The following is a 26,506-nucleotide window of genomic DNA, read 5'->3' as shown; positions in this document are numbered from 1 at the left end:
ATTATGGAGCATCAGGCTCCATCGTGGCGAACACACGTTCGAGTCGGGAGCCTGTCTCCATGCCTCGGACACGTTTTCCCGCCGCTTACCGGCGACTGCGGTGGGCCTCAGCGGTGGACAGCATCGGGGACGGCGTGTTCACCGCCGCCGTGCCGCTGCTGACTGTCACGATCACCCACGACCCGGTCCTCGTCTCGGTCGTCTCTGCCGCAACCTCCCTGCCGTGGCTGCTGCTTTCCCTGCCCGCGGGCGCACTGGTCGACCGGCACGACCGCGCCAGCCTGATGTGGCGTTCGCAAGCGCTGCAGGGCGTGATCGTCGCCGTCGCCGCGGTCCTCATCTGGCTCGGCCGGATCGACAGCACCGGGCTGGCGGTGCTGGGCTTCGGCCTGAGCGCGTGCGAGGTCATCTTCGCCAACGCGTCATTGGCGGTTCTCCCGGACCTCGTTCCCGCCGCCTTGCTGCATCGAGCGAACGGCAATCAGTACGCGATCGCCAACACCGGACAGCTGTTCATCGGCCCGCCGATCGGCAGCGCGCTGTTCGCCGTCGCCGCAGCGGCACCTTTCGGCGTGGACGTGGCTTCGTTCGTGTTCTCCGCGGCCTTGCTGGCAAAACTGCCACGCCGTCCTCCTCCGCAGACCGCCCGGCCGCCGATGCGGGTCGCGGTGCTGGAGGGCCTGCGATGGCTGGCCCGGCATCGCCTGCTGCGCACGCTGGCCTGCCTGCTCGCGGTCAACACGTTCGGCTTCCAGCTCGGCAACGTCACCCTCGTCCTGCTCGCCACACAGACGCTGCACATCAGCGAGCACAGCTACGGCGTGCTCCTCGCCGGCGCCGCGGCAGGCAGCGTGCTCGGCGGGATCCTCAACGCGCGCATCGTGGCCCGGATCGGCGCACCGACCGCGCTGATCACCGCGCTCGCCGCCAACATCGTCCTCTTCGGACTGATCGGGATCAGCCCGGACGCCGTGGTCCTCGGTCTGCTGCTCGCGCTGAACGGATTCGCTACCACGCTGTGGAACGTGGTCACGGTCGGCTTGCGGCAGCAGGTCGTGCCCGCTCCGCTCCAAGGCCGGGTGCACAGCGTCTACCGGATGCTCGGCTGGGGCCTGATGCCGCTGGGCGCGCTGGCCGGCGGCTTCGTCGCCGACCGGCTCGGCGTCCGCGCGGCCTATCCGATCGCCGGGGCGCTACGCGGGATCGCGCTGGCCGCCGCGCTCCCGGTCCTCGTCTCGACCTTACGCGCGCCGAACGAGTGACCGCCTGGGCGAGCAGCCCGCGGTTACCCCGGAAGATCCCCCGTCGCCGCGAAGTCCAGGCGTTTCGACACCGACACCGCCTGGTCGGCGAACCGTTCGTAGAACCGGGTCACCAGGGTCAGGGCCACCGCGACGCGCTGGTCGTGCGGCCAGGACGGGGAGGTGATCGTGGCCAGCACACGGGCGTGCAGGGCGTCCACGGTCTCGTCGGTGCGGCTCAGTTCGGCGTAGCCGCCGCGGCCGCCGCTGCGGACGAGGGAGGCCACGCGGTCGGCCATGCCGGCGGTTTCCCGGCCCAGGTCGGTGAACACCTGCTCCAGCTCGGCGGGCACGGCGTGGTCCGGGTGGCGGCGACGGGCCGCGCCGGCGATGTGCGCGGCCAGGTCACCCATGCGCTCGATCTTCTCGGCGCAGTACACCACGGCCAGCACCCCGCGCAGGTCACCGGCGACCGGGGCCTGCAGGGCGAGCAGCGCGTGCGCGTCCTCCTCACAGACTGCGCGCAGTTCGTCGAGCTGGTCGTCGGCGCCGAGGACTTCCTCGGCCAGCAGGAGATCCGCGGTGAGCAGCGCACGGGTGGCGCGCCGCATGGCTTCGCCCGCGGCATCGGCCATCGTGGCCAGTTTGCCGTCCAGCTGTTCGAGATCGCCCTGGAAACCGTCACGCATGAACCCGAGATTACCGACGTTCGGCGTGCCACGTGGCGTCGGCTGGGGTGAACCTGTGGCCGCCTTCATGGCCACCCGGGCCGGAACACCCGACACCCGCCTCGGACATCGCGTCGCATTCGGCGCGCGATTCCAGCACGCGGCGCCCCGGCCACCACCGCAGCCACCACTCGCCCACCACGACCGGCGCCACGTGCTCGTGCCCGTGACCGGCTTCGAGTGCGCAATACAGCTCCGAGCCCGTCCCGTGCAGCGCCATACTCCGCAGCACCGACCGCTCCCGTCCGGAAAGCTCCACCGATTCCCGGCACAGCACGCCTTCGGCCATACGATCAGCCTAAGGTAACCGGCTCACCCGGGTGCATCCGAGTCCGCGGCCGGCCCAGCGCCGCAGGTCCGCGATTCACCCGGCGACGAGCAGCTCGATCGCGGTGGCCACGGACTCCAGCGACGCGTCCTCCCGCGCGGCGAGCGCGAGCACGAACGCGCCCTGCACCAGCGCGAGCACCGCGTCCGCGAGCAGCCCGGCGGGCTGGTCCGCGCGAACCTCCCCACGCTGCTGCCCGGTTTCCAGCAGCCCGGCGATCCGCTCGCGCCAGCCGCCCAGGTCCTCGGCCAGCCGGGCACGGAAACCCTCGTGCCCGGCGGCCAGCTCGGTCGCCAGCTTCCCGGCCAGGCAGGCCCGCTGGTGCCCGGACCCGGTGAACCGCGCGGCCATCGCCCGGAAGTACCCGGCCAGCAGCGCGGGCACCGGCAGCTCGGCCCGCCCGCTCCACTCCGCCAGCTGATCGAGCTGGAACTGCATGTACCGGGCCAGCACCTGGCGCGCGAACGCCTCCTTCGACCCGAAGTGGTGGTAGAAGGAGCCCTTCGGCACCCCGGCCGCGTCCAGGATCCCGTCGATCGTGGTGCCGTGGAACCCGCGAGCATACAGCTGGCGAAGTCCTTCACGAAGCAGCTTCTCGCGGTGCGGAACGGTGGTCGCGGCGCTCATCGGTGGCTTTCTCGCTCCTCCGGCTCGGGGCGGCCGAGTCTAGCCGGAGCACGGCTGGACTACGCCGTCCAGACGTTCCCGTCCGGCCACCGCTCAGCTCACGCCTCGCCCGCCGCAGCTTCCGGCTCGGCGGCCACCGACCGTCCACAAGAGACACTCGAACGGACAGGAGTGCCCATAGTGGACATAGCTTCCTACCCGTTTACTCGCTCCAGCAGCGCAAACAGGTTCTCCCAGTGCCGCTTCTCGGCTTCCTCCTGGTAGGCCGCCGTGTCGGTCATCGTGTATCCGTGCGCGGCACCCTCGTACACCTCGGATCGATAGGTCACCCCGGCCTCGTCGAGCGCCCGTTCGAGCATCTCGATCTGGTCGGCGTTCATCGCGTGGTCCTGGTCGGCGTGCCCGAAGTAGACCTCGCCGGTGATCGAGCCGACCCGCAGGTGCGGGCTGTCCGGATCGTCGGTGGCCAGCCTGCCGCCATGGAAGCTCGCGACCGCCTTGACCCGCTCCGGCAGCGCCTCGATCACCTTCAGCGCGTTGAGCCCGCCCATGCAGTACCCGGTGATCACCACCGGCTCCTCGGCCACGCCCTCCTGCGCGTGGAAGAAGTCCAGGTACTTCCCGGCGTCACGCACGATCGCGTCGGTGTCCAGCTGCCTCATCATCGGCATCAGCCGACCGAAGATCGCTTCGCGCCGGCTCGCGTCGGCCAGCGCGGCCATGTCCTCCACCAGCGGCGAACGCCCGCTCCGGTAGAGCAGGTTCGGCGCGAGCACGGCATAGCCCGCCGCGGCGATCCGCTCCGCCATCTCCTCGATCCGCGGGCGGACCCCGAAGGCGTCCATGAACAGCACCACACCCGGGTGCGGCCCACCGTCCGGGACGGCCAGATACGCATCGGCGACCCCGTCACCGGCCGGCACGTCCACGTATTCCTTGCGCATGCGAAGTCACTCCTGTTGCTTGGGTACGACGCCAATCTAGCCTGGTCGAGGCGGGGTCGACCGGGTGGGGATTCGTCCGATTCTCCTTGCTTGTGAACGGAATCCGATAACCAGCTTGCCGTATAGGCCGTTATACAAAGTTCGCGCACCGCCGCCCAGTCAAGTCCCTTGTGGACGGTCATACGCCGCGGCCAGCAGCGCACGTGCGGTGGCGAACGCGCCCGGCAGGTCGTGGCCGAGCCCGGAGACCATGTCATCCAGCGCCCGCAGGCCGGCGCGGTCCAGCAGGGTCTTCTCGTTGGTCACCCATTCCCCGCGTGCGGCCAGGATCGCGTGCGCGGCTTGCAGTGCTGCCAGGCCCAGTGAGGCCGCCGTCTCGGTGACGCGGCCGCGGGCGACGTAGGCCGGTTCCGCGTAGCCGAGGGTGCGGTCGGCGGCCGCGCGCCAGAACTCCGCCGCGGCGCCGCGCAGCGGGTCCGGGTAGGCCGGGCGCGGCAGCTCCCCGTACAGGACCCGGTTGCCCGCCAGCTCGCCGAGCACCAGGTAGCTCGGGATCCCGGCCAGGTGGAAGGCCAGCGGTTCCCAGTGGAACCGGCCTTCCCGGGCTTCGGCCAGCTCATGGTCGAGCACGTCGAGATCGCGGTAGTGCACGTCCACCGGGCGGCCCTCGACGGTCAGCCAGGCGCCGCCGTTGAACACGCCGCCGCCCCAGGCGCCGAGGTCCGAGACCTCGCCGGGCAGGCCGAGCGCGCGCAGATCGCCGGGATCGAAGCGGCCGCGGTAGTAGAGGGCGAAGTCCCAGTCGCTGTCCGGGCGATGGGTGCCCTGCGCGCGCGAGCCGCCGAGTGCCACCGCGCACACCCCGGGCAGCGCGGCGAGCAGGGCGGCCACGTCCTCGGCGAAGGTTTCCCTGGAGTTCTCCGGCATCTCCCGAAGATGCCACGAAACCCCGGCAAGATCGCTACGTTTTCCCGGAATACCATCCCGAACAGGGGGTTTCATGCATCGTCTGGGCATTGCCGTCCTCGCGACGCTGACCGGTACCGCACTCGGCTACCACCCGTCGGTCGCGCTCAACGGCCACGGCCAGGTCGTCGAGATGCACAATTCGGGCACCGGCGCGCTCTGGTACTGGACCGAGACCTACGACGCGGACGGCCGGGTCGCCTGGCAGCGCCACGGCCGCTACGACAGCGGCCAGACACCCGCGATCGCGCTGGACGGCGCCGACCGGATCGTCGAGGTGCACCAGTCGCAGAGCGCGGCAACGCTCTGGTACCGCACCGGGCAGCTTGGCGCGGACGGGGAAATCACCTGGTCGGCGAGCCGTCAGTACGACAACGGCGTGCTGCCCACCGTCGCGTTCACCGATGGCGGCGCAGGGTCCCGGCAAAGTTGGTCGAAGGGCCTGTGATCAGCAGAGAGCCGTGGCTGCCGCGTCATCATCGGCGGTACCTGCCCTCTTCATCGATTCGCCCGGCAGCGGGCGATGCGGTGGTGTTCGAGGTGTGCGACCACCTCGTGGTGTGCGCCGGACCTGTCTCGGGTCTGTGAAGGGGCCCTTCACAGACTCAGAGTCCGTGAAGGGCCCCTTCACAGACCTACGCAGTCTGCGCAGGGCCGACCCGCCCGCGAACTACGCCGCGACCAATCACCCGTGGGACGCCTGGTATCAGGAGTTCACCCGGAACGCGACGCGCAGACCCGCCGGGACAGGACCACCGACCGGCAAACCGATCCGCCGCCGAGAGCACGACGATCACGACGATCCGGTGAGCGGGCCGGTACGCCGGTCACCGCGGCGCATCCGAAGCCCGGCAGAGGGCCCGCGCACTCCCACCCCGACGGGGAGAGCCCGGGCCGCGGTATCGGTGTTCCTCCCAAGAACACCGGCCACCGCTCGCCCTGCCGGGCGTCCGCGCCCGGTCCGCGCCTCGCGCCTAGTGCCGCAGCACCACGGACCCGAACGAGACCGGCCGGACCGGCTCGACCGGGGCTCGGGTACTCGCACGCGCGCCCCGGCCTCCGCCCGGTCGCAATATCGCTCGAACCGTTCCATCAGGACGGTGGCGATCATCACGACCACGGGCGTAGCCAGCGCGAACCACATGGTCCTTCGGATACCCAGCGGCCCGGCGGGCCAATCCCCGTGTCGCCCGGCCGGGTGATCACCGGTCCCGGTGAAACGGCCGCGATCCCGGCGCGGCACGCTTGCGCGGCCTGTCCACGTAAGCTGGCATCGTGCGTACCCGACCGACGCCGACCTGGGCCGCTCCGGGCGATCCACTCCCCCGCACGGGCCGCCTCGCCGAGGTGGCCGAGGTGCTCGCCGACGGCCGGGTGCTGGTGCTGACCGGGGCCGGGATCTCCACCGAGTCCGGCATTCCCGACTACCGCGGCGAGTCCGGCAGCTTGCGCCGGCATACGCCGATGACCTACGACGAGTTCACCACGAGTGCCGCCGGGCGGCGCCGGTACTGGGCACGCAGCCATCTCGGCTGGCGCACCATCGCCCGTGCCGCACCCAATTCCGGGCACCACGCCCTCGCCGCACTGCGCGCGAGCGGCCGGGTCTCCGGGGTGATCACGCAGAACGTGGACGGCCTGCACCGCGCCGCCGGTACGCCGGGAGTGGTGGAGCTGCATGGCAATCTCGACCGCGTGATCTGCCTCGGCTGCCGCCGGACCAGTGCCCGGGAAGAGCTGGACACCCGGCTTCGCACGGCCAATCCGGACTTCGGCGGCACCGTCTCCCGGATCAACCCGGACGGTGACGTCGAGCTGGCCGAGGAGGCCGTCCGCACCTTCACGGTCGTCGAGTGCCTGCGGTGCGGCGGAATACTCAAACCCGATGTCGTCTTCTTCGGCGAGAACGTGCCCCACGCCCGGGTCGAGCGGTGCTACCGGCTCGTCGACCGGGCGGCCGCGCTGCTCGTGCTCGGCTCCTCGCTGACGGTGATGTCCGGGCTCCGCTTCGTCCGGCACGCCGCGAAGGCCGGGAAGCCGGTCATGATCGTCAACCGCGGCCGGACCCGGGGCGACGAGTACGCGTCGATCCGGGTCGACCGGCCGCTCGGTGCGGCGCTCGCGGAGTTGCGCTCGTTACTGGAAAACCCGGTGCCCGGCGCGGCGGTCACGCCCTGACAAGGCCGCGCGCGTCCACGATGGACGGAGGCACAGCCGTCCTCCAGCGAAGCCAGGACCAGGCCCTACCGCTGTACAAGCGGCCTGCAAGGGCAGGAGAACTGCACGAACACTCCAGGCCCCGAACGTTCGCTCTCGGCTTTTCGTCTCGTGCTCTTAGATTTCTCGCGTGAGTCGCCGCAAAGCGGCCGAAGCGGGAGGAACCGGGGTGCGGGAACAACGGAGCGGGCGCGGGGCAAGGCGGGTGCGCCGATCCTCGGCGGCGGTGGCGGCGGTCCTGGTCCTGCTGTCCGCGCAAGCGTGCGCGAGCAAGTCCGACGTGACCATCGACGTGCTCATGGTGGACAACCCGCAGATGGTCGAGCTGCAGCAGCTCACCGCGACCGAGTTCACCCCGCGGACCGGGATCAAGGTGAACTTCACCGTGCTGCCCGAGAACCGGCTCCGGGACGAGGTCGATCGCGAGTTCACCGCGCAGGCGGGCAAGTACGACGTCGCGTCGGTGAGCAACTTCGAGACGCCGATCTATGCGGGCAGGCATCAGCTCAAGGCCCTGGACTCGTACACAAAGGACGACAGCACCTTCGACGTGAAGGACCTGATCGCCCCGATCGCGGACTCGCTGCGCGGGCCGGACGGACGGCTGTACGCGGCGCCGTTCTACGGCGAATCCTCGATCCTGATGTACCGCACCGACGTGCTCGGCAACCTCGGTATCCGGCTGCCGGCCACGCCGACCTGGCAGCAGGTCTCCGACGCCGCGGAGGCCGTGGAGCACGCCAAGAACGGGATGCACGGGATCTGCCTGCGCGGCCGGCCCGGCTGGGGCGACATGATCGCGCCGCTGACCACGATGATCAACACCTTCGGCGGCACCTGGTTCGACGCCGGCTGGAACGTGCGCACCGACGCCCCGGAGTTCCGCGAGGCCGTGCGGTTCTATCTGGACCTGCTGCACAAGGCCGGCGAGGACGTTCCGGAGCGCAGCGGCTACCAGGAGTGCGCCACCGCGATCGAACAGGGCAAGGTCGCCATGTGGTACGACTCGACGGCGGGCGCAGCACAGCTGGAGGCACCCACCAGCGCGGTCCGCAGCCGGATCGGCTACCTGTCCGCGCCCGTGGTCAAGACCTCCACCGCGGGCTGGCTCTACACCTGGGCCTGGGGGATGGAGGAGAGCACCGATCACCCGGACGAGGCCTGGAAGTTCATGTCCTGGGCGAGCGGCCGGGACTACCAGCGGCTGGCGGGCAAGGTCGTCGGCCAGGCGAAGGCGCCCGCGGGCACCCGGTACTCGACCTACAACGATCCCGAATATCTGGCCGACGCCGGGGCGTTCGCGATGCCCACCTTCCTGTCCATCACCTCGGTCGACCCGCGCAAGGCCGGGCTGCAGCCGCGGCCCACGGCGGGCATCCAGTTCGTCGCGGTGCCGGAGTTCCGCCAGCTCGGCACTCAGGCCTCGCAGGCGCTGGCCGGCGTGCTCGAAGGGAAGACGAAACTGGACGACGCGCTCGCCGACATCCGCGGGATGGCGGAGAAGGTCGCGGCGCAGTACCGGAAGAAGTGACCGCTCAGCGCGCCTCGCGGCCGCCGGGCACCCGGTGCCGGATCAGCCGGGAACTGTTCCCGACCACCGCGACCGACGACGCGTTGTGCAGCACCGCCGCCACCACCGGGGACAGCGCGCCCGCGGCGGACACCACCAGGCCCAGCGCGTTCACCGCGATGGACAGGCCGTAGTTCTGCCGGATCAGCGTGACACTGCGCCGGCTGAGGTCGCGCAGGGACAGCAGGGCACGCAGGTCGTCGCCCGCCAGCGCCACGTCCGCGGTCTCCACGGCCACGTCGGTGCCGTTCACGCCCATCGCGATGCCGATGTCGGCCAGCGCCAGCGCGGGGGCGTCGTTCGTGCCGTCACCGACGACGGCGACCACATGCCCTTCCTCACGCAGCCGCCGCACCACGTCCTGCTTGTCCTCGGGCAGCACCTGCGCCTGGAACTCCGCGACGCCCAGCTCCGCGGCGACCGCGGCCGCCGTGCCCGGGTGGTCCCCGGTCAGCAGCACGATCCGGCGCACGCCGTCCGCGCGCAGCGCCTGAAGCACTTCACGCGCTTCGGGACGTACCTTGTCCCGCAACGAAACCAGCCCGGTGAGCGTGCCGTCCACCGCCAGCAGCAACGGGGTTTCGGCCGCCTCACGGAGTTTCGCGACCCAGCGGCGGGCCTCGGCGGGCAGCTCCACGCCCTCGCCCCGCACCAGTTCCGCGCTGCCGATCAGCAGCACCCGGCCGTCGCTGGCCACCCGCATCCCTTGTCCCAGCAGGACTTCGCACTCCTCGTGCGGCGGGATCCGGATCCGCCGCTCCTCGGTGGAGCGGATCACCGCCTGCGCCAGCGGATGCCGGGAGTGGATCTCCGAGCTGGCCGCGTGCGCCAGCACCCGCTCCGGCGTCCAGTCCTCGGCGAAGGAGATCACGTTCGTGACCACCGGGCGGCCGAGGGTGAGCGTGCCGGTCTTGTCGAACACCATCGCGTCGACCCGGCCGGCCGCCTCCAGGTGCGCACCGCCCTTGACCAGGATGCCGCGCCGCGCGCCGTTGCCGATCGCGGCGCTGATCGCGGTGGGCGTGGCCAGCCCGACCGCGCACGGACAGGCGACCAGCAGCATGGTCATCGCCCGCCGCACGTCCCGGGTGGCCAGCAGGGTCAGCCCGGCGAGGGCGAAGGACACGGGCACGAACCGCCGCGAGAACACCTCGGCCACGGTCTGGATCGGCGCGCGGTCCTCCTGCGCCTGCTCGACCCGGCGGATGATCCGGCCGATCGCGGTGTCCGCGCCGACCGCGCTCGCCCGCACCACAAGTCGTCCCCGCAGCAGCACCGAACCGGCGTGCAGCGCGGTCCCGGCGGTCACGCTGACCGGCAGCTGCTCCCCCGTGACCGCGGACTGGTCCACGATCCCCTCGCCCTCGGCCACCTCCCCGTCGACCGGCAGCACCACATGCTCGTGCAGCACGACCTCGTCGCCCACGGCGAGATCGGCGATGTCCACCTCCGCCTCGACCGTGCCGATGCGCCGCCAGATCCGGGTCTGTGTGCCGGTCAGCAGCTCGGAAACCGCGCGGCGGCTTCGTCGCAGCGTCAGATCCTGAAGGTATTCACCGATGTTGAGCAGCCACAGCACGGTCAGCGCCACGACGTTCTCGCGCAGCACGAGGCTCGCCACCGTCGCGGCGGAGACCAGCGCGTCGGTGCCCGCGCCCCGGCCGCCGCCGAGCGAGCGGAGCGCGCCGCGCAGGAACGGATAGCCGGTGAAGATGGTGACGCCGGTGGCCGCCGTCCGGCCGGCCGGACCGAGCACCGGCGGACGGCGCAGGCCGTAGCGGCGGATCCCCAGCACCACGAGCGCGAGCCCGCCCACGACCATCCGGACGAGGTCGGCGTTGCGCACGTCCGCCGAGCGCGGCGACCGGGTGGCGGGTACCGCGGGCCGCGCGGCTCCCTCCCGGATCGCGGCGAGCAGCTCCGCGCGGTCACAACGCGCCCGGTCGTACCACACGACGACGCTCGCGGTGCGCGGATACGCGTGCACCTGGCGTACGCCGGGCACGCGGTCCACGGCGTCCTCCACCGCGACCGCGCGCGAGGCGTCGCCCGACAGCAGCGGGACGTGGAAACGCACCCGTCCCGCCGCGTCGGACAGCACCTGCGGTTCGACCGTGGCCACGGTCAGTGCTCGTGGCCGTGGCCCGCGGCGGCACCGGGCGGCGGGGCCTGCTCACCGATCCGGTCGCGAGCCTCGCTCACCAGGTCCGCGGTCGCGAGCCGGACCTTCTCCGCCCCGGTCTCCGCCGCCCGGGCACTGCGCAGCCCCCACGTGGTGACCGAGACGGCCGCCGACCGGAAAACCTTCGATCGGGCGAACCGCTTCACCCCGTCGTACGCCGCCGCCCCGGCCAGACCGGTGACCACCAGTCCGACCGCCCTGCCGGCGATCTCGCTCTTCATGCCAACCTCCGCAGCTCCAGGCCGATGTCCCGGCCCCTGCGCCGCCGGCCCGGCCGGACCGGGCGGCCTCCTCATCGAGCCGCGCAGCCTAGCCCCTCGGCGGGGCGGCGGCTCGGGCACACCACAGCCCCCCACCCTAGCCGACAGCGATTGTCATTTTCGACAGGGTGGGCACCGCAAAGGCTGTGAAGGGGCCCTTCACGGACTCTGAGTCCGTGAAGGGCCCCTTCACGGAGCCGCACAGCTCGCGGATGGCCACAGTGGACCGTGGCCGGTCACTCCGTGCCGGGGTCGCGGAAGTCCTCCGGGCTCATCTCGTCGAGCAGGTCGCGGAACCGGCGGATCTGCTCCTCGTCCGGTTCACCGTCCGGTTCGCGCGGCAGTTCGTCGCCCGCGGCCACGGTCACGTCGACCGCAGCCTCCTCCAGGACCGCTTCGGCGACCTCCAGCGGCGCCTCGGTGCGCAGCCCGATCGCGATCGCGTCGCTGGGCCGGGCGGAGACCCGCAATCCGTCGGCCAGCACCAGATCGGCATGGAAGACGCTGTCGCGCAGCTGGGTGATCTCCACCCGGACGACCCGCTGGCCGAGCGCGCCGAGCACGTCGATGATCAGCTCGACCGTGCCCGGCCGCGCGGAGACCACGTGCTCCTGCGCCGCCGCCAGCTCCTGCGCCTCCGGCGCGCCGATCGTGATCGCCAGCCATCGGCGCGAGCCGCTCTCCTCGCGCAGCAGCACGACCGGCGCGACATCCTGCGCGACCACGGCCAGTCCCTGAACCCGCACCGCCACCATGGGGATCACCCTGCCTCCCGTGGAGTTCTCGAAGAAGGAATACCCAGCCGGGCCACGTTTCTCACCTGCCCGGACGGTATCGCGCGCGAATGTGGAACCGTTCACCCTGGGGGCCGAGAATGCTGAGGAATTCCACCGCGCGCTCGTCGGCGTTGCCGAACCAGTGCGGCAGGTGCGTGTCGAACTCCGCGACCTCGCCCGCCGTCAGCACGAGATCCTGGTCCCCGAGCACCACCCGCAGCCGTCCGCTGAGCACGTACAGCCAGTGGTAGCCCTCGTGCGAGCGCGGATCGGGCTCGCGCTGGGTCAGCCCGGCCGGAATGATGTGCTTGAACGCCTGCAGCCCGCCGGGGTTGCGGGTCAGCGGCACCACGGTCATCCCGTGCCGGGTGAACGGCCGCGGGTACACCCGGGGATCGCCGGTGGCCGGCGCGACGACCAGATCGTCGAGCGGCACCCGGTAGGCCTTGGCCAGCGGGAGCAGCAGCTCCAGTCCCGGGCGGCGCTGCCCGGATTCCAGCCGCGAAAGCGTGCTGACCGGGATGCCGGTGCTCGCCGAGAGCCCGGCCAGCGTGATCCCGGCGCGCCGCCGCAGCTCCCGCAGCCGCGGCCCCACCGCGCTGAGCACCTCGTCGAACTCGTCGGTCATGGCTCCACTGTGCGCCCGGGTTTGCGGTTCCGGCAAATCCGGTTGCCGTTTCGTCCGGGCGTGCGGAGACCGTGGACCCTTCGCCGGCAACGGAAATCCGGGCTCGGCCGCCGTGGGAAACCCACCGGCCACAGCGGATTCCCGGGACCCGGCACCAGGGCACCCGGCTGGGGGAAGAGGTCCCCCGGACGTGCCCGATTGCGTTGTCGCACCCCCGCGGATCTGCGAGGATTCGGAACCGTCCCGAACTCTGGAGGGTTCCGATGGCAGCGAAACTCAACCCCTACGTCAGCTTCCGCGACAACGCCCGGGAGGCGATGGAGTTCTACCACGAGGTGTTCGGCGGCGACCTCGCGCTCACCACGTTCGGCGAATTCGGCGCGTCGGCCGTGGAAGGCTACGCGGACAAGATCATGCACGGTTCACTCGACACCGACCAGGGCTTCACGCTGATGGCCGCGGACACCCCGCCGGGCATGGAACACCGGCCGGGCACGAACATCTCCATCAGCCTCAGCGGCGACGAAGCCGAGTTGCTGCGCGGCTACTGGGCGAAGCTCTCCGACGGCGGCACCGTGGCCGTCCCGCTGGAGAAGCAGATGTGGGGCGACGAGTTCGGCTCGTGCACCGACCGGTTCGGCATCACCTGGATGGTCAACATCGGCCAGCCTGCGGGCTGAGCCGGAAGCCCGCTCAGAACCGGAACCGGTGCACGATCCGTGGGCGCAGCACGAGCCGGACCTGCTCGGTGGCGAGGATCCCGTCCAGGTCCGCGGCGCGCGCCGGATCGCCGAGGTCCCAAGTAGCGCGCCGCGAGCCGGCGGGCCAGTTCGTGCGCTCCGCCGGGTTCCACCGTGGCGGGGCCCGCGACCGACACCCACTGTTCCCGCTCCCCCGCCGGCGCGGCCACGACGAGCGACGCGCGGGGGTCGCGCGCCAGTCGCCGGACCTTGCTCGAATCCGGGGCGGTGAACAGCTGGACCGTGCCCTCGTCCGTCACCTCGAACCACACCGGGCGGGGTTGCGGCGGGCGCGGCCCGGCGGCTGCCGAGAAGAAGCCGTGCAGCGGGCGGCGCAGGAATTCGAAGTCCGGAGCGGTCAGGGCAGCGTCGGTAGGCATGGGCCCAGTCAACCCGACCGTCCCGGACGATCCCATAGGTGAAACGCCGGATCACCCCGGTATTCGTCAAACCTCGGGACCGTGGACGCCTTCGGCGACTTGATCCGCGGGGTACGGCTCGTCGTTCGGCAGCTTGACGCTGTCCCCGCCGTGGGCGCTGCGGTTCGTGGACGGCGCACCGCTGACGCTGTGCACAGCGCTCACCGGCGAAGACTGGATCCTGCCGGACGGCCGTCCGCCCGAGGCCCCTTCGCGCCCGCGAGACGGTCATCGTCCAGGGACCGGCCGCGTTCACCTTCGTCGACGAAGTCGGCACGCGCGCCGTGCCCGTCGAGTGCCAGGGTGTCGGCAAAGTCGGTGTGGAGGTCTGTGAAGGGGCCCTTCACGGACTCTGAGTCTGTGAAGGGCCCCTTCACAGACCCGAAACCGCGCCGGCGCACGCCACGAGGTGGTCGCACACATCCGCATCGCCCGCTGCCGGGTCCCCGACCAACGTTGCCGGAACCCTGCCGTCGAGTGCGGTGAGGAGTGCGCGACGCCGGAGCAGGGCGGAACCCCTCACCGGCTCGGCTGGCACGACCCCGGGGAAGGCCGCACCACGCTCATCGTCGGCGCCTATCCGATGCGCGGGGAGATCCACGCCATGGTGCGGCATTGCACCGCCGGCGACGCCGCACCGCTCTGGCGGATGATCGACGGTTCGCCGGCGCTGCGGGAGTAGGACGAAGCGATGCGGCTGCGCCATGCCGAAGCGCCGGCCGCCGACCCCGGCTCGCCGGAGAGCGTCGCCTGCTGCCGGGCGATCGCGAAGTTCGTCTGCGACGGCTCCTCGATGGCCCGGGAGGCCGACGCCGCCGTTGGACGAGGTGTTCGGGATGATCGAAGCGGCTGTCCACTGAGGAGCTTCCGCCGCGGATCACGCCGGAATTTCCCGGCAGCCGCCGGGGTTGAGGCAGCAGCGAAGAAAGGGGCGGCGATGGAACTGGGCATCTACAGCTTCGGCGACCGGCCGCCGGACCCGCTGACCGGGGCGCGGGTGCCGGTCGCGCAGCGGCTGGCGGAGACCGTGGAGCGGATCAGGCTCGCGGACGAACTCGGGCTCGGCTTCTACGGGCTCGGCGAGCATCACCTCGCGGACTACGCCATCTCGAACCCGGCGACGGTGCTGGCCGCGGCGGCGAGCGTGACCGAGCGGATCACGCTCTCCAGCGCGGTCACCGTGCTCTCCACCGAGGACCCGGTCCGGGTGTACCAGCAGTTCACCACGCTCGACCAGCTCAGCCGCGGCCGGGCGGAACTGCTCGCCGGCCGGGGGTCGTTCACCGAGTCGTTCCCGCTCTTCGGCGCCGACCTCGCCGAGTACGACGAGCTGTTCGAGGAGAAGCTGGCGCTGCTGCTGCGCCTGGATCGCGAAGACCCGATCACCTGGTCCGGCCGTTTCCGCCCGCCCCTGGAGCAGGCGCACGTGTACCCGCGCCCGTACCGCGACCGGCTGCGCATCTCCGTGGGCACCGGCGGCAATCCGGAGTCCTCGATCCGCGCCGGGCTGCTCGGGCTGCCCGTGGTGTACGCGGTGATCGGTGGCGAGCCGGAGCGGTTCGCCCCGCTCGTGGACCTGTACCGGCAGGCGGGCGAGGCGGGCGGGCACACCGCGGACGAGCTGCCGGTGACCATGAGCGCGATCGGCCTGATCGCGGAGAAGTCCCAGGACGCCAAGGAGATCTTCTACCCGTACTGGCTGGAGACGATGAAGTACGGCGCCCGCGCCCGCGGCTGGGCGATCCCGTCACGTGCCGAGTACGACGCCTACACCCACCACGCCCGGGCGCTGTTCACCGGCAGCCCCGCCGAGGTCGCCGAACGCCTGATCACCGTGGGCAGGCTGACCGGCGCGAGCCGCTACGCCTTGCAGATGGACTGGTCCGGCGTCCCGCACGCCGTGGTGCTGAAAGCGATCGAACTGCTGGGCACGGAGGTGCTCCCGGTCGTCCGGAAGGAGTTCGGCTCGGCCCCCTGAAACGGGCGTCCGCCGCGATCGGGACATGGCTGCGACACGACGCATGATCGTTCCTGACATGTCCGCCGCATCCTGAATCCGAGGGAACGTCCCCGGACAGGAGGAGTGCATGATGAGCGAGCCGACCATACGGGACCTCGGCCATGTGTACCTGATCGGCATCGGCGGAGTCGGGATGTCGGGGCTGGCGGAGATCCTGCTCCGCCGCGGGGTGCCGGTGAGCGGCAGCGAGACCGGCGACCGCCCGGTGCTGGCCAAGCTGGCCCGGCTCGGCGCCACGATCCACCGGCGGCACCAGCCGGGCAACCTGTGGAACGCCGATACGGTCGTGCGCTCCACCGCGATCCCCGGCGACCACGTCGAACTCGTCGCGGCGCACGATCGCGGGCTGCCGGTCCTGCACCGTTCCGAGGCACTGGCCAGGGTGCTGGCGGGCCGGCGCACCATCGCCGTCACGGGCACGCACGGCAAGACCACCACGACCGCGATGATCACCGTCGCGTTGCGGGCCGGCGGGGCGGATCCGTCCTATGTGATCGGTGGTGACGTCCGCACGCTCGGCTCCGGCGGGCACGGCTCCGGTCCGCACTTCGTCGTCGAGGCCGACGAAAGCGACCGCTCGTTCGTCGCGTACAGCCCCGAAGTCGCGGTCGTCACCAACATCGACTCCGATCATCTGAATACGTATGGCGATGTCGACGGTCTCGCGGAAGCGTTTCTCGGCTTCTGCCGCCGTGTGCCGCCGACCGGTTTCGTGGTCACCAACGCCGACGACGAACCCTGCCGCCGGCTCGCCGCGACCCTGCGTGAGGAAGGCCGCACTGTCTTCACCTATGGCGAAGCCAACGACGCGGACCTGAAGGTGGTCGGGCTCACGACGGTCCCCGACGGTATCCGCTACGACGGCGCGCTGATCGGCCCTGTCCGCGTCCCCGTCGTAGGAACCCATCTCGGGCTCAACTCAGCAGCCGCACTCCTGGTCACGCGTCGTCTCGGCGTAGCAGGCGGCGTACGCGGGCTTCAGCGTTTCCCCGGCGTACGAAGGCGTTTCGAGCTGCGCGGCGTCGCGAACGGCGTACGCGTGTACGACGACTACGCCGGCCACCACACGGCGATGGCCGCATCGCTGCGAGCGATGCGTACGGTCGCCGAGGACCACCGGCTCATCGTGGTGTGCCAGCCCAACCGCGTGTGGCGCATGCGCCAGTTCCTCCACGAGACGGCCGGCTCACTCGCCATCGCCGACGAAGCGGTGGTCCTGGAGATCTTCGCCCCGGGCGAGACCGTCACGGCCGACGTCGACGGCCGCGCCCTCATGGACGCGATCCCGCTTCCGCAGGACGCCAAGACGTTCGCCGGTACGGCTTCGAACGCCATCGCCGAAGTCGTCCGACGCGCCCGCCCGGGTGATGTGGTCGTCACCCTCGGCTCCCCGGAGATGGCCACGCTCGCCGGGCAGGCCGTCGAAGCTCTGGAGACCACCGCCGCCTGCGCCGGCTGAGATCACCCGCGGCGGCCGGTCAGTCGACGGCCAGGAAGCGGGTCAGCAGGTCTTCGAGGGCCTCGGCCTCCTCGGCACGGAACATCCCGAACAGCTCCCCTGCCGCCTTCCCGGCCAGCTCGCGGGCGGTGGCGAAGGTTTCCTCGCCGGCCGGGGTCAGGGTCAGGTCCGCGACCCGCCGGTCGGTCGCCGAACGGGTGCGGGTCAGGTAGCCCAGCCGTTCGAGATCCTCCACGGTCCGCACCATGCCCGCCTTGTCGCTGCCGGTCTCCCGGATCAGATCGCGCTGGGTCGTCGCGCCGTCCCGGTCGATCAGCAGCAGCACCCCGAAATGCCGGCCAGTCAGGCCCAGCGGCCCGAGGGCCTCGTTCAGCGCCGCCGCCGCGCGCCGGTGCGCCTGGCGCAGCAACAGGCCCAGCCGGATCGTCGGAGGTGGGGTGGTCATCGGCCCATCCTATGTTAGATTCAGATGAATCCGATCCATATGAATCTAACAAGGGGTCGCCGTGTCCACGACCGAAGCTGTCCGCACCCCGGCGCCGCCGCGCTGGCCGCGCCTGGTGTTCCGGGCGACCACGCTGGTGAGCGCGGTCCTGCTGTTCGACCAGGCCGTCTTCGCGGGCCAGTTCCTCTCCGGCGGTTACGACTCGCTGCAGACACATCGGGAGAACGCGACCTACGCGGGGATCTCGGTGCTCGTCTCCGCGGTGGCCGCGGTGCTGGTGCGCCGGCCCGGCCGCGGGCCGTGGTGGCCGATTCTCGGCAGCCTCGGCCTCTTCGGGCTGATCGCGCTGCAGATCGCGCTGGGTTTCGCGCGGCTGATCACGGTGCACGTGCCGGTCGGGGTGGCGACGATCCTGCTCGCCGCGACGATGGCGGTCGCGGCGTGGCGCCGATGACCGGGGTGAGCCGCCGGGTGTTCCTCGGCGCCGGACTGGCCGCTGGGATCGGCCTCGGCGTGGGAATCCCGTTCGCGCTCGGTGCCCGCGGGCCGACCAGTACCGGCGCGGTGCTGCCCAGCCTGCTTCCGCCGGTTCCCGCGTTCGCGGTGCCGCTGCCGATCCCGCCGGTGCTGAGCCCGGTCCGGCGCGACGCGCACGCCGACTACTACGAGATCACCCAGGCTCCCGCACAGGTCTCCCTGCTGCCCGGCCTGCGCACCGGAATCTGGGGCTACAACGGGATCTTCCCCGGCCCGACCCTGGTCTCCCGCCGCGGCCGGCCGGCCGTCGTCACGCACACGAACCGGCTGCCCGTGCCGACCGTGGTGCACCTGCACGGCGGCCGGACCCCGCATGCCGACGACGGGTATCCGGTGGACTTCCTGTACCCGGACGGCCCGATGCCCGGGATGGCAATGCCCGGCATGACCGGCTCCGGGATGGGGATGCCCGGCGACACCCGGATGGTCCGCCGCGCCTACACCTATCCGATGGACCAGCGCGCCGCGACGCTGTGGTACCACGACCATCGGATGGATTTCACCGGGCCGAGCGTCTGGCGCGGGCTGGCCGGGTTCCATCTGGTGCGCGACGAGGAGGAGGACGCGCTCGGCCTGCCGTCCGGCCCGCGGGAACTGCCGCTGATGATCACGGATCGCAGCTTCGACGCGGACGGTTCACTGCGGTATCCCAGCCGTGACCCGGCGCTGCGGGAGCCGGGCGTCACGGACGCCTACATGGCGGGCTTACTCGGCGATGTCATGCTCGTCAACGGGGCGCCCTGGCCGGTCGCCACCGTCGAAGGCGCGCAGTACCGGCTGCGGATCCTCAACGCGTGCAACGCCCGCCGCCTCGACCTCCGGCTGAATCCGGGCGCCCCGCTGACCCAGATCGGCACCGACGGCGGCCTGCTCACCTCGCCCCTGCAGCACGACCATTTCGAACTCGCCCCAGCCCAGCGCGTGGACGTGCTCGTGGACTTCTCCGCCTACCGGCCGGGCACGATCGTCACCCTGGTCAACGACTTCGGCGAGGGCCGCATGGGCGAGATCCTGCGCTTCGCCGTGGGCGAGCGCGCGCCGGACCGGTTCCGCCTGCCCGGCCGGCTGAGCACCGTCGAACCGCTCGGCCCGCCGTCCGTGACGCGGACGATGCATTTCGCGTCCGCGGGCACGGACGGCTGGCGGATCAACGGCGTCCCGTTCGGTGTGGACACGGTGGCCGCGCGCCCGATGTTCGGCAGCACCGAGACGTGGCGGCTGGTGTCGGACTTCCACCATCCCGTGCACCTGCACCTCAACCCGTTCCAGGTGCTCTCGCGCGGGCTCGCCGGCCCCGGCCCGTTCGACGCGGGCTGGAAGGACACGATCGACCTGCGCCCGGCCGAAGAGGCGGCGATCGCGGTCCGGTTCGACGGGTACCGCGGCAAGTACGTGTTCCACTGCCACAACCTCGAACACGAGGACATGGCCATGATGGGAAACTTCGTGGTGACCTGAACGCCCCGGCTCCGCGAGCGTGCCGTCAGTCCACTTCGGACAGATGAGATCAGGCCTTGGCACCTCCGAGAATCCGCTGCAGTGCCGCACCGTCCGGCGCGCCGAGCCCGGTGCACGCGTCCCAGCCCGAGGCCGCCGAATACGCACCGTTGTTGCCCTCGGTGATATCGCGGAAGCCCGGCTGGGCCTTGCCCGCCGCCGCGGCGGCGTAGAGCTTGCTGTGCACCAGGCCGAAACCATGCCCGGTGTGCTGCGCGAGGCGGCTCAGCAACGCCGCCCACAACGGTGCCACCGCGCTCGTGCCGCCGACCACGGCGTGCTGCCCGTCCACGAGGATCCGGTACCCGGTGGCCGGGTCGGCGTCGCCGGCCACGTCCGGCACGCCGCGGCCCGGCTTGCCCGCACCGGCCCGGACGGGCACCCCGGCCGTCTTCTGGAAGTCCGGCACCGGGAAGGCGTCGCTGACACCGCCGCCGGTCGAGCCGCCGCCGGAGGTGTTCCAGACTTTCTCCGCGGTGATCGTGGCAGGCGGTTTTCCTTCGAGCCGGGTGCCTCCGCAGGCCAGCGCGTGCGGACTCGACGCCGGGAAGTCCACGTGCTGTGCGCCGTCCTTCTGGCCGTCGGCACTGCCGTTGTCGCCGGAGGCTGTGCACACCGTCACCCCGAGCGCGGCCGCGTCGGCGAAGGCCTGGTCCATCGCCGTCCGGGCCTGCGCCGTCCACTGGTCCTCGGACTGGCCCCAGCTGATGCTGACCGCGACGGGTGTGGGGCTGGCGTGCACCGCGGTGCTGACCGCGTCGAGGAAACCCTGATCGGTGTTCGGCGCGAAGTAGACGATCTGCGCCGCGCCGGGGGCGAGCGCGCCGATCACCTCGATGTCGAGCGCCACCTCGCCGTCCGCGGAGTTCGGGTCCCCGGACGGTGCGTTGTGCGCGCCGTCCACCCCCGCCGCGGTCACTTTCGGTTCGGGGATCTGCAAGCCGGCGAAGTAGTTCTTCAGGTCCTGGGGCCGGTATCCCCCGCCGAGTTCGATCACCGCGACGGTCCGGCCCCGGCCGTCGGTCCCGGCCGGGAAGCCGTACAGCGAACCGACTTCGTCCGGGCGGTACCCCTGCCCCGCGGCTTCGGTGTGCAGCCGGAACTGCGCCCGCGCCTGCGGCCGTTCGTCCAGGCCCAGCACGGCGACCACGAAATCGCCGATCTCCGCGGGCACATGGAGTCCACCACTGCGTGCCGCGAACTCCGCGGATCCGGCGCCGCGGACGCGGTTGAGTTCCGTGCCGAAAACGGCGGCCATCACCCGGGCCGGGCCGCGGACCGCCACCCGCCGGGACCCGGCGTGCGCCTCGGTCACCGTGAGCCCGGCGTCGGCGAGCACGGTCCGGACCCGCTCGAGTTCTTCGGGCGCGGCGCCGAACCGCCCGGCGAGATCGCCGGGACTCAGTGGTGCGGCCAGATCGGCCACCGAGAGCTCCGCACGCCGCCGGAGCACCACGGTCGCGGTGATCATGGCGTCCGGATCGACCGGGCCGAGAACCTCGACCCCGGACAGCTCGGAACGAAGACTGCCGGACAAGGATACGTGCTGTGCTCGGTTCATGACGGTGAGGTACCCCCACCCGCAGGAAGCCACACCGTCCGGACGGGGTATCACCTGTCCGGCGGTACCCGCGTTTCTGCCCGAAGCACCGCTGGACAGCGCCATGATCCGGATCACAGACTTTTTCCATGCGAAAAATGGCCATCCTGGGCGCGGCCGTGGCGATCGGTCTCGGCGTCCTCACCACGGCGAGCACCGCGCAAGTACCGCAGACCCCGGACGGCTGGACCGGCACCTGGTCCGCGTCCCCGGGCACCGGCGTCGCCGATACGCCCGGCGGATATCCGAACTATTCGATCCGCAATGTCGTGCACACCAGTGCCGGAGGTACCCGGGCGAGAGTGCGGCTGTCCAACAGATTCGGCACGGCCCCGCTGATTTTCGGGCAGGTGACGGTCGCGGTCGCCGCGGCGCCCGGCAGCCCGCGTGCCGCGGCGGGGACCGTGCGCTCCCTTACCTTCGGCGGGCAGCGCAGCGTCGTCGTGCCCGCTGGTGCCGACGTGCTGAGCGACCCGGCGGCGGTGCGGGTGCCCGCGGACGCGGATCTGCTCGTGACCACCTTCGTGCCGGCGAAATCCGGGCCGGTGACCTATCACGCGGCGGCCGAGCAGACGTCGTTCTTCACCCGCAACGGCGACTTCACCGAGGAGGAATCCGGCGCGTCGTTCACCGAGAAGACCGGCGCCTGGCACTACGTCACCGAAGTCGACGTGCAGGGCGCCGCGGCGGGCGCGGTGGTCGCCCTCGGCGACTCGATCACCGACGGCACCGGCTCCACCCCGGGCGCCGACCACCGCTGGCCGGACCTGCTCAGCGACCGGCTGCACGGTCGCTACGGCGTGCTCAACGCGGGCATCGGCGGCAACCGGATGCTGCTCGACGTGCCCGGTTCGCCGTACGGCCCCAACGCGCTCGCCCGCTTCGACCACGACGTGCTCGCCGCCACCGGGGTGCGCACGCTGATCATCCTCGAAGGCATCAACGACATCCAGCAGCAACCGAACCAGGCCGATCCGCAGCTGCTGATCTCCGCGCAGCGGCAGCTGATCGCCCGGGCCAAAGCGCACGGGATCCGCGTGCTCGGCGCCACCCTCGTGCCGTTCAAGGGCTGGACGGCCTACAACGAGACCCTGGAGAACACCCGGGAGACGCTGAACCGGTTCATCCGCACCGGCGGTGCCTACGACGGGGTCATCGACTTCGACGCGGCGATCCGGAACCCGGCCGACCCGCACGCCATGCTCCCGGCCTACGACGCCGGCGACCACCTGCACCCGAACGACGCGGGCTACCGCAGGATGGCGGACTCGGTCAACCTCGGCCTGCTGTAGCCGCGACGAGCGGGCGGCGCGGGAACGCCAGCACCGCCAGCAGGCTGAGGACGCTCACGCCCACCATGTAGAGCGCCACCGGCATCGAGGTGCCGGTGGCGTTCTGCAGCGCGGTCGCGATCAACGGCGCGAACCCGCCGCCCAGCACCGCACCCACCGCGTACGCGAACGAGGAACCGCTGTAGCGGAAGCGCGGCTCGAACAGTTCCGCGAACAACGCAGCCTGCGGTCCGTAGGTCGCGCCGAGACCGATGTTCAGCACGGTCACCGCAACGATCAGGAGCCACGGCTGCCGCGTGTCCACCAGCAGGAAGAACGGAATGGACCAGACCACCAGGAGCACGGATCCGGCCAGGTACACGGGTTTCCGCCCGGCTGTGTCGGACCAGCTCGCAGCGCCGACGATGCTCGCCAGCCACACCACGCTGCCCGTGATCACCACCACGAGCATGGTCGCGCTGGACAGTTTGAGCACCGAAGTGCCGTAGGACAGCAGATAGGCGAAGAAGATGTAGCCCAGCGCGGTGTTCGCGATGAAGCTCACCGCGGCGGTCAGGACCTGCCAGGGCCGCGCGCGCAGGACTTCCACGATCGGCAGCTTGCTGCGCTTGTCGTCAGTGCGCAGCCGCGCGAACACCGGGCTCTCCTCCACACGCAGCCGGATCACCAGGCCGACCGCGACGAGCACCAGGCTGAGCAGGAACGGCACCCGCCACCCCCAGGAGCGGAACGCCTCCGGCGTGAGCGAGCTGTTCAACGCGAAGAACACCAGCTGCGCCAGGATCAGCCCGGCGGGCACGCCGATCTGCGAGAACGAACCGTACCGTCCACGGCGCCCCTCCGGCGCGTGCTCGACCGCCATCAGCGCCGCCCCGCCCCATTCCCCGCCCGCGGAAATCCCTTGCAGCACACGGAGAACGACCAGCAGCACCGGCGCCACCACCCCGGCCTCGGCATAGGTCGGCAGCACCCCGACGCCCGCGGTCGCGACGCCCATCAGCAGCAGCGAGGCGACCAGCATCGCCTTGCGCCCCACCCGGTCGCCGAAATGCCCCCAGACGATTCCGCCGAGCGGCCGCGCCACGAACCCCACCCCGAGCGTGGCGAACGCGGCGAGCGTGCCGGAAGCCGCGGACAGTTTCGGGAAGAACGCGTGGTTGAACACCAGCGCGGTGGCCGTGCTGTAGGCGAAGTAGTCGTACCACTCGATCGTGGTGCCGATCGCGCTGGCCAGCGCCACCCGCCGGATCCGGCCCCTGGTGTCCCCATCCTGATCGAGCACGTCCTGCCTTTCCACGCCATGAAAAACCGGCGGCCAGGATGGCACGGCGCTCCAGTGTGGTCGAGGGGGCGGAAGGCTGGAAATCTGCGCCTCCGTCCGGGCCGGGCTCGGGAGAGCTGGCGCAACGGCCACCCCCGGCGAGCAAGGTCACACCCGGGAGACCCCTTGCTCCTGCGTCACCGGGACGGCACGCGCACCTCCGCCGGACGGCGGTCCGGCCGGAGCCCGCGCCAGGCCGTGTGGCGGAGCCTGCCGTCGCCCGGGGTCAGCCTGCGGTAGACGACCTCGCCGACCGTTTCCGGGGACAGCCAGCGCGCCCCGCGCGCCCGCTCGCGCGGGACTTCGCCGGCGAACGGGCTCGTGCGCCGTTCCAGCGGGGTCAGCTGTTCCTGCAGCGCGTGCAGCGCGGCGTCGGTGAAGCCGGTCCCGACGTCGCCGAGGTAGCGCAGCTCGCCCGTCTCCCGGTCATACCCGCCCAGCAGCAACGCCCCGATGGTGCCCTCACGGCGGCCACGGCCGGGTCGCCAGCCGCCGACGATCACCTCTGTGGTCTGGACCAATGGATGCTTGAGCCACTCAGGGCTGCGCCGCCCCGGGTGGTACTTCGACGCGCGGGTCTTGACCATCAGCCCTTCCAGCAGCATCTTGCGGGCCACTTCGAGCAGGCCGGCCGGGGTCAGGTCCTGGGCGGCGAGTTCGGCGTGGGTGTAGGACGGGGTGATCGCGACCAGCCGAGGATCCGGCGGTTCGAGCCCGGCCAGCACTTCGCGGCGTTCGTCGTAGCTCGCCTCCAGCAGGCTCTCCCGGCCGAGACTCAGCACGTCGAAGGCAAAGTAGGCGATCGTGCGACCGCCGGGTCCGGGCTGCTGCAACAGCCCGAAATCCGGCCGCCCGTGCTCGTCGAGCGCGACGATCTCCCCGTCCAGCACCGCCGCACGGCCGCCGAGCGCCGAGCTGAACGCGCCGGCCAGCTCCGGGAACCGGGGCGTGAAATCGTTGTCGTTGCGGCTGGTCAGCATGGTCTCGCCGGACGGCGCGATCCGCAGCACCGCGCGGTAACCGTCCCATTTGAACTCGTACGCGCAGGCCGGGTCGTCCCGGAGCACCCCGCCGTCCGGGGTCGCCAGCATCGGCTCGATCGCGGCCGGCATCCCGGGCCGTGCGTCGTGGGGCATCGGCCACCTCCGTGCTCCACGGTAGGGCGCGCGAGGGGGTTTCGCTCCGGATGGCCGTGCGGTTCCGCTCCCGGACCCCGGTCCGCAGAGTTCCCCTCGCGGAACCGGCCCCCGGCGCGGGCCGGTTCCGGTCCGGATGCTCGAACACGCGCCGGCCGCAGCCTAGGATGTCCGGGTGCCGAGCACGGATTTCGAACGGATCATCGCCGCCCTGCGTGAGGTCGAGCGCGGCCGCGGCCGCGACTACACGTCGTTCAGCGTGCGCGGCAAACGGTTCGGCTACCACTGGCCGCGCACCGACACCGTCGGGCTGAAACAGACGATCAGCGAGCAGCAGGCCCTCGTCGCGGAACGGCCGGACGTGTTCGAGGAACAGTTCACCTCGGGCGGGTTCGGCTGGGTGGTGGTGCACCTGCCCGGCCTGCCCGCGGACGAACTCGCCGAGCTGGTCTACGAGGCCTGGCGGCTCTCGGCCCCGGAGGACCTGGCCGCGGAGGTTCCGCTCCCCCGGCTGTGACCCGGGGTTGGCGGTCGCTCGGTGGCCGGGCCGGCGGGGTCCGGTCAGGCGGGTCCGGTTCGGCAGGGTCCGGTTCCGGCCAGGCAGAGTCCGCGGCCCAAACGCAGCCCGGCCCCCGCCAAAACGGGTCGCCGGCAGCCCCGGCCGGGGCCGAATCCACCGCCGGCCGGACTCCGATCCATCGCGGCTCGCCACCCGCCGGAGCCCGAGAGCCCGGCCCGCCCGAACCCCACCCGGCCGAGCCAGGCAGACCTGCGCGCACCCTCTCCACGAATCCAGCCCACCGGCACCCGGCTCACCACAGCACACCAACCCCAGCCAACCATCCACAAAGGACAGACGACTCCTACCCCTCAATCGTCACCAGGGGTTGTTGTCCTGCTCCTCCGGATCGACCCCGCCCCGACGCGGTGCCGGACCGTCGGCAGGCGGCGGAGACGCCGGGGGCGGGCTCGCCGCCCCGCCCGCGGGCGCCGGAGGGGGCGGCGGTGGCGGCGCGGGCTCCGGATCGGGCTCTTCCGCGTCGCCGCGCGGGTCCTCCGGGTCGGGGAAACGGTCGCGCAGCGAGTCGAGCAGGGCCGCGCGGGTCTCCTGGTCCTCGTCGCCGAGGCGTTCGCTCATCACCTCGGCGACCTGCTCGCTGATGCGCGCCTGGGCCTTGCGCATCGTGGTGAGCACCATCCGGGACAGCTCCTCGGGCGGGATGGTGCGGGTCCGGGAGCCGAACACCAGCTCGCGGACCACCCCGTCCGCGCCGACGGTGATCTGCACGGTGCCGTCCGGGCTGGACGCGGTCAGGCGCAGCCGCTCGGTCTCCTGCTGCGCGGCGGCGTACCGCTGCGCCTTGCGCGCGAACCCCGCCGACCATTCGTCCATCCGCCGGATCGCCTCGTCGGGGTCGCTCATCGCCTCGCCGAGGCCGCCCGCACCGGTCATGCTCGTCGTCTCCCTCGAAATACCGGCCCCCGCCTCGGAGACCACGTCGTCGTCCTCGCGCGCCGGAGCACCCGGGGAGTGAAAGTTCCCTTCACGGACTCTGCGTCCAGGGTGTCGGCA

Annotated in this window: 25 protein-coding genes and 3 pseudogenes; 13 read left to right on the top strand and 15 right to left on the bottom strand. The window is 71.6% G+C overall.

Annotation, left to right across the window (positions count from 1 at the left end):
- Nucleotides 1-59 precede the first annotated feature (59 nt).
- On the top strand, nt 60-1,262 hold the full coding sequence (locus ATK36_RS03340) for an MFS transporter (RefSeq protein WP_098509759.1): 1,203 nt from the start codon (nt 60-62) through the stop codon (nt 1,260-1,262).
- Nucleotides 1,263-1,285: 23 nt separating this feature from the next.
- Here ATK36_RS03340 and ATK36_RS03335 read toward each other — a convergent pair whose 3' ends face one another.
- The 5 genes from ATK36_RS03335 to ATK36_RS03315 all read right to left on the bottom strand — a co-directional run bounded on the left by ATK36_RS03335 (nt 1,286) and on the right by ATK36_RS03315 (nt 4,795).
- Nucleotides 1,286-1,930 (bottom strand): phosphate signaling complex PhoU family protein, encoded by a 645-nt coding sequence (locus tag ATK36_RS03335; protein ID WP_098509758.1) that lies wholly within the window; start codon nt 1,928-1,930, stop codon nt 1,286-1,288.
- A gap of 10 nt (nt 1,931-1,940) precedes the next feature.
- Nucleotides 1,941-2,258 (bottom strand): hypothetical protein, encoded by a 318-nt coding sequence (locus ATK36_RS03330; protein ID WP_098509757.1) that lies wholly within the window; start codon nt 2,256-2,258, stop codon nt 1,941-1,943.
- Nucleotides 2,259-2,333: 75 nt separating this feature from the next.
- Complete coding sequence (locus ATK36_RS03325) at nt 2,334-2,924, bottom strand: TetR/AcrR family transcriptional regulator (protein ID WP_098509756.1); 591 nt, start codon at nt 2,922-2,924, stop codon at nt 2,334-2,336.
- Nucleotides 2,925-3,118: 194 nt separating this feature from the next.
- Complete coding sequence (locus ATK36_RS03320; RefSeq protein ID WP_098509755.1) at nt 3,119-3,868, bottom strand: dienelactone hydrolase family protein; 750 nt, start codon at nt 3,866-3,868, stop codon at nt 3,119-3,121.
- A 159-nt stretch (nt 3,869-4,027) separates the two neighbouring features.
- Entirely contained in the window at nt 4,028-4,795 is a 768-nt protein-coding gene (locus ATK36_RS03315) for a nucleotidyltransferase domain-containing protein (protein WP_098509754.1), read from the bottom strand.
- Nucleotides 4,796-4,868: 73 nt separating this feature from the next.
- Between ATK36_RS03315 and ATK36_RS03310 the strand changes: the two genes are divergently transcribed.
- The 3 genes from ATK36_RS03310 to ATK36_RS03295 all read left to right on the top strand — a co-directional run bounded on the left by ATK36_RS03310 (nt 4,869) and on the right by ATK36_RS03295 (nt 8,582).
- Nucleotides 4,869-5,282 carry a hypothetical protein gene (locus ATK36_RS03310; RefSeq protein ID WP_245914250.1) on the top strand — a complete coding sequence of 138 codons (414 nt, stop codon included), beginning with the start codon at nt 4,869-4,871 and terminating at the stop codon, nt 5,280-5,282.
- Between the two features lie 827 nt (nt 5,283-6,109).
- Entirely contained in the window at nt 6,110-7,012 is a 903-nt protein-coding gene (locus ATK36_RS03300; protein ID WP_098509752.1) for an NAD-dependent protein deacetylase, read from the top strand.
- 169 nt (nt 7,013-7,181) lie between these two features.
- Entirely contained in the window at nt 7,182-8,582 is a 1,401-nt protein-coding gene (locus ATK36_RS03295; RefSeq protein WP_211291771.1) for an extracellular solute-binding protein, read from the top strand.
- Between the two features lie 4 nt (nt 8,583-8,586).
- Here ATK36_RS03295 and ATK36_RS03290 read toward each other — a convergent pair whose 3' ends face one another.
- The 4 genes from ATK36_RS03290 to ATK36_RS03275 all read right to left on the bottom strand — a co-directional run bounded on the left by ATK36_RS03290 (nt 8,587) and on the right by ATK36_RS03275 (nt 12,467).
- On the bottom strand, nt 8,587-10,743 hold the full coding sequence (locus ATK36_RS03290) for a heavy metal translocating P-type ATPase (protein WP_098509750.1): 2,157 nt from the start codon (nt 10,741-10,743) through the stop codon (nt 8,587-8,589).
- 2 nt (nt 10,744-10,745) lie between these two features.
- Nucleotides 10,746-11,024, bottom strand: a complete 279-nt coding sequence (locus ATK36_RS03285; RefSeq protein WP_170069570.1) for a DUF1490 family protein — start codon at nt 11,022-11,024, stop codon at nt 10,746-10,748.
- Nucleotides 11,025-11,299: 275 nt separating this feature from the next.
- Nucleotides 11,300-11,818: a bifunctional nuclease family protein gene (locus ATK36_RS03280; protein ID WP_098509749.1), complete on the bottom strand. Its 519-nt coding sequence runs from the start codon at nt 11,816-11,818 to the stop codon at nt 11,300-11,302.
- A gap of 61 nt (nt 11,819-11,879) precedes the next feature.
- Nucleotides 11,880-12,467, bottom strand: coding sequence for a helix-turn-helix domain-containing protein (locus ATK36_RS03275; protein ID WP_098509748.1), 588 nt, complete (start codon nt 12,465-12,467; stop codon nt 11,880-11,882).
- 263 nt (nt 12,468-12,730) lie between these two features.
- Between ATK36_RS03275 and ATK36_RS03270 the strand changes: the two genes are divergently transcribed.
- Nucleotides 12,731-13,147, top strand: coding sequence for a VOC family protein (locus tag ATK36_RS03270; protein WP_098509747.1), 417 nt, complete (start codon nt 12,731-12,733; stop codon nt 13,145-13,147).
- A gap of 13 nt (nt 13,148-13,160) precedes the next feature.
- Here ATK36_RS03270 and ATK36_RS03265 read toward each other — a convergent pair.
- Nucleotides 13,161-13,587: pseudogene (locus ATK36_RS03265) on the bottom strand (pyridoxamine 5'-phosphate oxidase family protein).
- Between the two features lie 81 nt (nt 13,588-13,668).
- Here ATK36_RS03265 and ATK36_RS33210 point away from each other — a divergent pair.
- From ATK36_RS33210 to murC, 4 genes and pseudogenes are all read left to right on the top strand, one after another.
- Nucleotides 13,669-13,916 (top strand): annotated as a pseudogene (locus ATK36_RS33210) (cupin domain-containing protein); the annotation flags it as partial.
- Between the two features lie 182 nt (nt 13,917-14,098).
- A pseudogene (locus ATK36_RS32715) lies at nt 14,099-14,224 on the top strand (AraC family transcriptional regulator); the annotation flags it as partial.
- Nucleotides 14,225-14,563: 339 nt separating this feature from the next.
- The gene (locus ATK36_RS03250) at nt 14,564-15,604 is read left to right on the top strand and encodes an LLM class flavin-dependent oxidoreductase (RefSeq protein WP_098509746.1); all 1,041 of its coding nucleotides are present in this window, start codon (nt 14,564-14,566) and stop codon (nt 15,602-15,604) included.
- A 112-nt stretch (nt 15,605-15,716) separates the two neighbouring features.
- Nucleotides 15,717-17,105, top strand: coding sequence for a UDP-N-acetylmuramate--L-alanine ligase (murC, locus tag ATK36_RS03245; RefSeq protein ID WP_211291770.1), 1,389 nt, complete (start codon nt 15,717-15,719; stop codon nt 17,103-17,105).
- Between the two features lie 19 nt (nt 17,106-17,124).
- Here the strand turns inward: murC and ATK36_RS03240 are convergent, their stop codons facing one another.
- Complete coding sequence (locus ATK36_RS03240; protein ID WP_098509744.1) at nt 17,125-17,550, bottom strand: MarR family winged helix-turn-helix transcriptional regulator; 426 nt, start codon at nt 17,548-17,550, stop codon at nt 17,125-17,127.
- Nucleotides 17,551-17,611: 61 nt separating this feature from the next.
- Here ATK36_RS03240 and ATK36_RS03235 point away from each other — a divergent pair, with 61 nt between their 5' ends.
- Nucleotides 17,612-18,004, top strand: coding sequence for a hypothetical protein (locus tag ATK36_RS03235; RefSeq protein ID WP_098509743.1), 393 nt, complete (start codon nt 17,612-17,614; stop codon nt 18,002-18,004).
- On the top strand, nt 18,001-19,545 hold the full coding sequence (locus ATK36_RS03230) for a multicopper oxidase family protein (protein WP_098510307.1): 1,545 nt from the start codon (nt 18,001-18,003) through the stop codon (nt 19,543-19,545). Before ATK36_RS03235 ends, ATK36_RS03230 begins: the two co-directional genes overlap by 4 nt.
- A 49-nt stretch (nt 19,546-19,594) precedes the next feature.
- On the opposite strand, the gene ATK36_RS03225 is transcribed toward ATK36_RS03230, so the two are convergent.
- Nucleotides 19,595-21,145: a S53 family peptidase gene (locus ATK36_RS03225; RefSeq protein ID WP_098510306.1), complete on the bottom strand. Its 1,551-nt coding sequence runs from the start codon at nt 21,143-21,145 to the stop codon at nt 19,595-19,597.
- Nucleotides 21,146-21,273: 128 nt separating this feature from the next.
- Between ATK36_RS03225 and ATK36_RS03220 the strand changes: the two genes are divergently transcribed.
- Nucleotides 21,274-22,476 carry an SGNH/GDSL hydrolase family protein gene (locus ATK36_RS03220; protein WP_098509742.1) on the top strand — a complete coding sequence of 401 codons (1,203 nt, stop codon included), beginning with the start codon at nt 21,274-21,276 and terminating at the stop codon, nt 22,474-22,476.
- Here ATK36_RS03220 and ATK36_RS03215 read toward each other — a convergent pair.
- Together ATK36_RS03215 and ligD are read right to left on the bottom strand one after the other, a co-directional pair.
- Nucleotides 22,457-23,773, bottom strand: a complete 1,317-nt coding sequence (locus tag ATK36_RS03215; RefSeq protein ID WP_170069567.1) for an MFS transporter — start codon at nt 23,771-23,773, stop codon at nt 22,457-22,459. The genes ATK36_RS03220 and ATK36_RS03215 overlap by 20 nt on opposite strands.
- 161 nt (nt 23,774-23,934) lie before the next feature.
- On the bottom strand, nt 23,935-24,933 hold the full coding sequence (gene ligD, locus ATK36_RS03210; protein WP_098509741.1) for a non-homologous end-joining DNA ligase: 999 nt from the start codon (nt 24,931-24,933) through the stop codon (nt 23,935-23,937).
- Between the two features lie 175 nt (nt 24,934-25,108).
- Here ligD and ATK36_RS03205 point away from each other — a divergent pair, with 175 nt between their 5' ends.
- Complete coding sequence (locus tag ATK36_RS03205; protein ID WP_098509740.1) at nt 25,109-25,450, top strand: MmcQ/YjbR family DNA-binding protein; 342 nt, start codon at nt 25,109-25,111, stop codon at nt 25,448-25,450.
- A 360-nt stretch (nt 25,451-25,810) separates the two neighbouring features.
- Here ATK36_RS03205 and ATK36_RS03200 read toward each other — a convergent pair whose 3' ends face one another.
- Nucleotides 25,811-26,386: a YbaB/EbfC family nucleoid-associated protein gene (locus ATK36_RS03200; protein ID WP_098509739.1), complete on the bottom strand. Its 576-nt coding sequence runs from the start codon at nt 26,384-26,386 to the stop codon at nt 25,811-25,813.
- Between the last annotated feature and the right edge of the window lie 120 nt (nt 26,387-26,506).

This window comes from Amycolatopsis sulphurea (assembly GCF_002564045.1).
GTDB lineage: Bacteria > Actinomycetota > Actinomycetes > Mycobacteriales > Pseudonocardiaceae > Amycolatopsis > Amycolatopsis sulphurea.
Note: the sequence above shows the minus strand (reverse complement) of the source record. Positions and strands in the feature narration are given on the sequence as shown.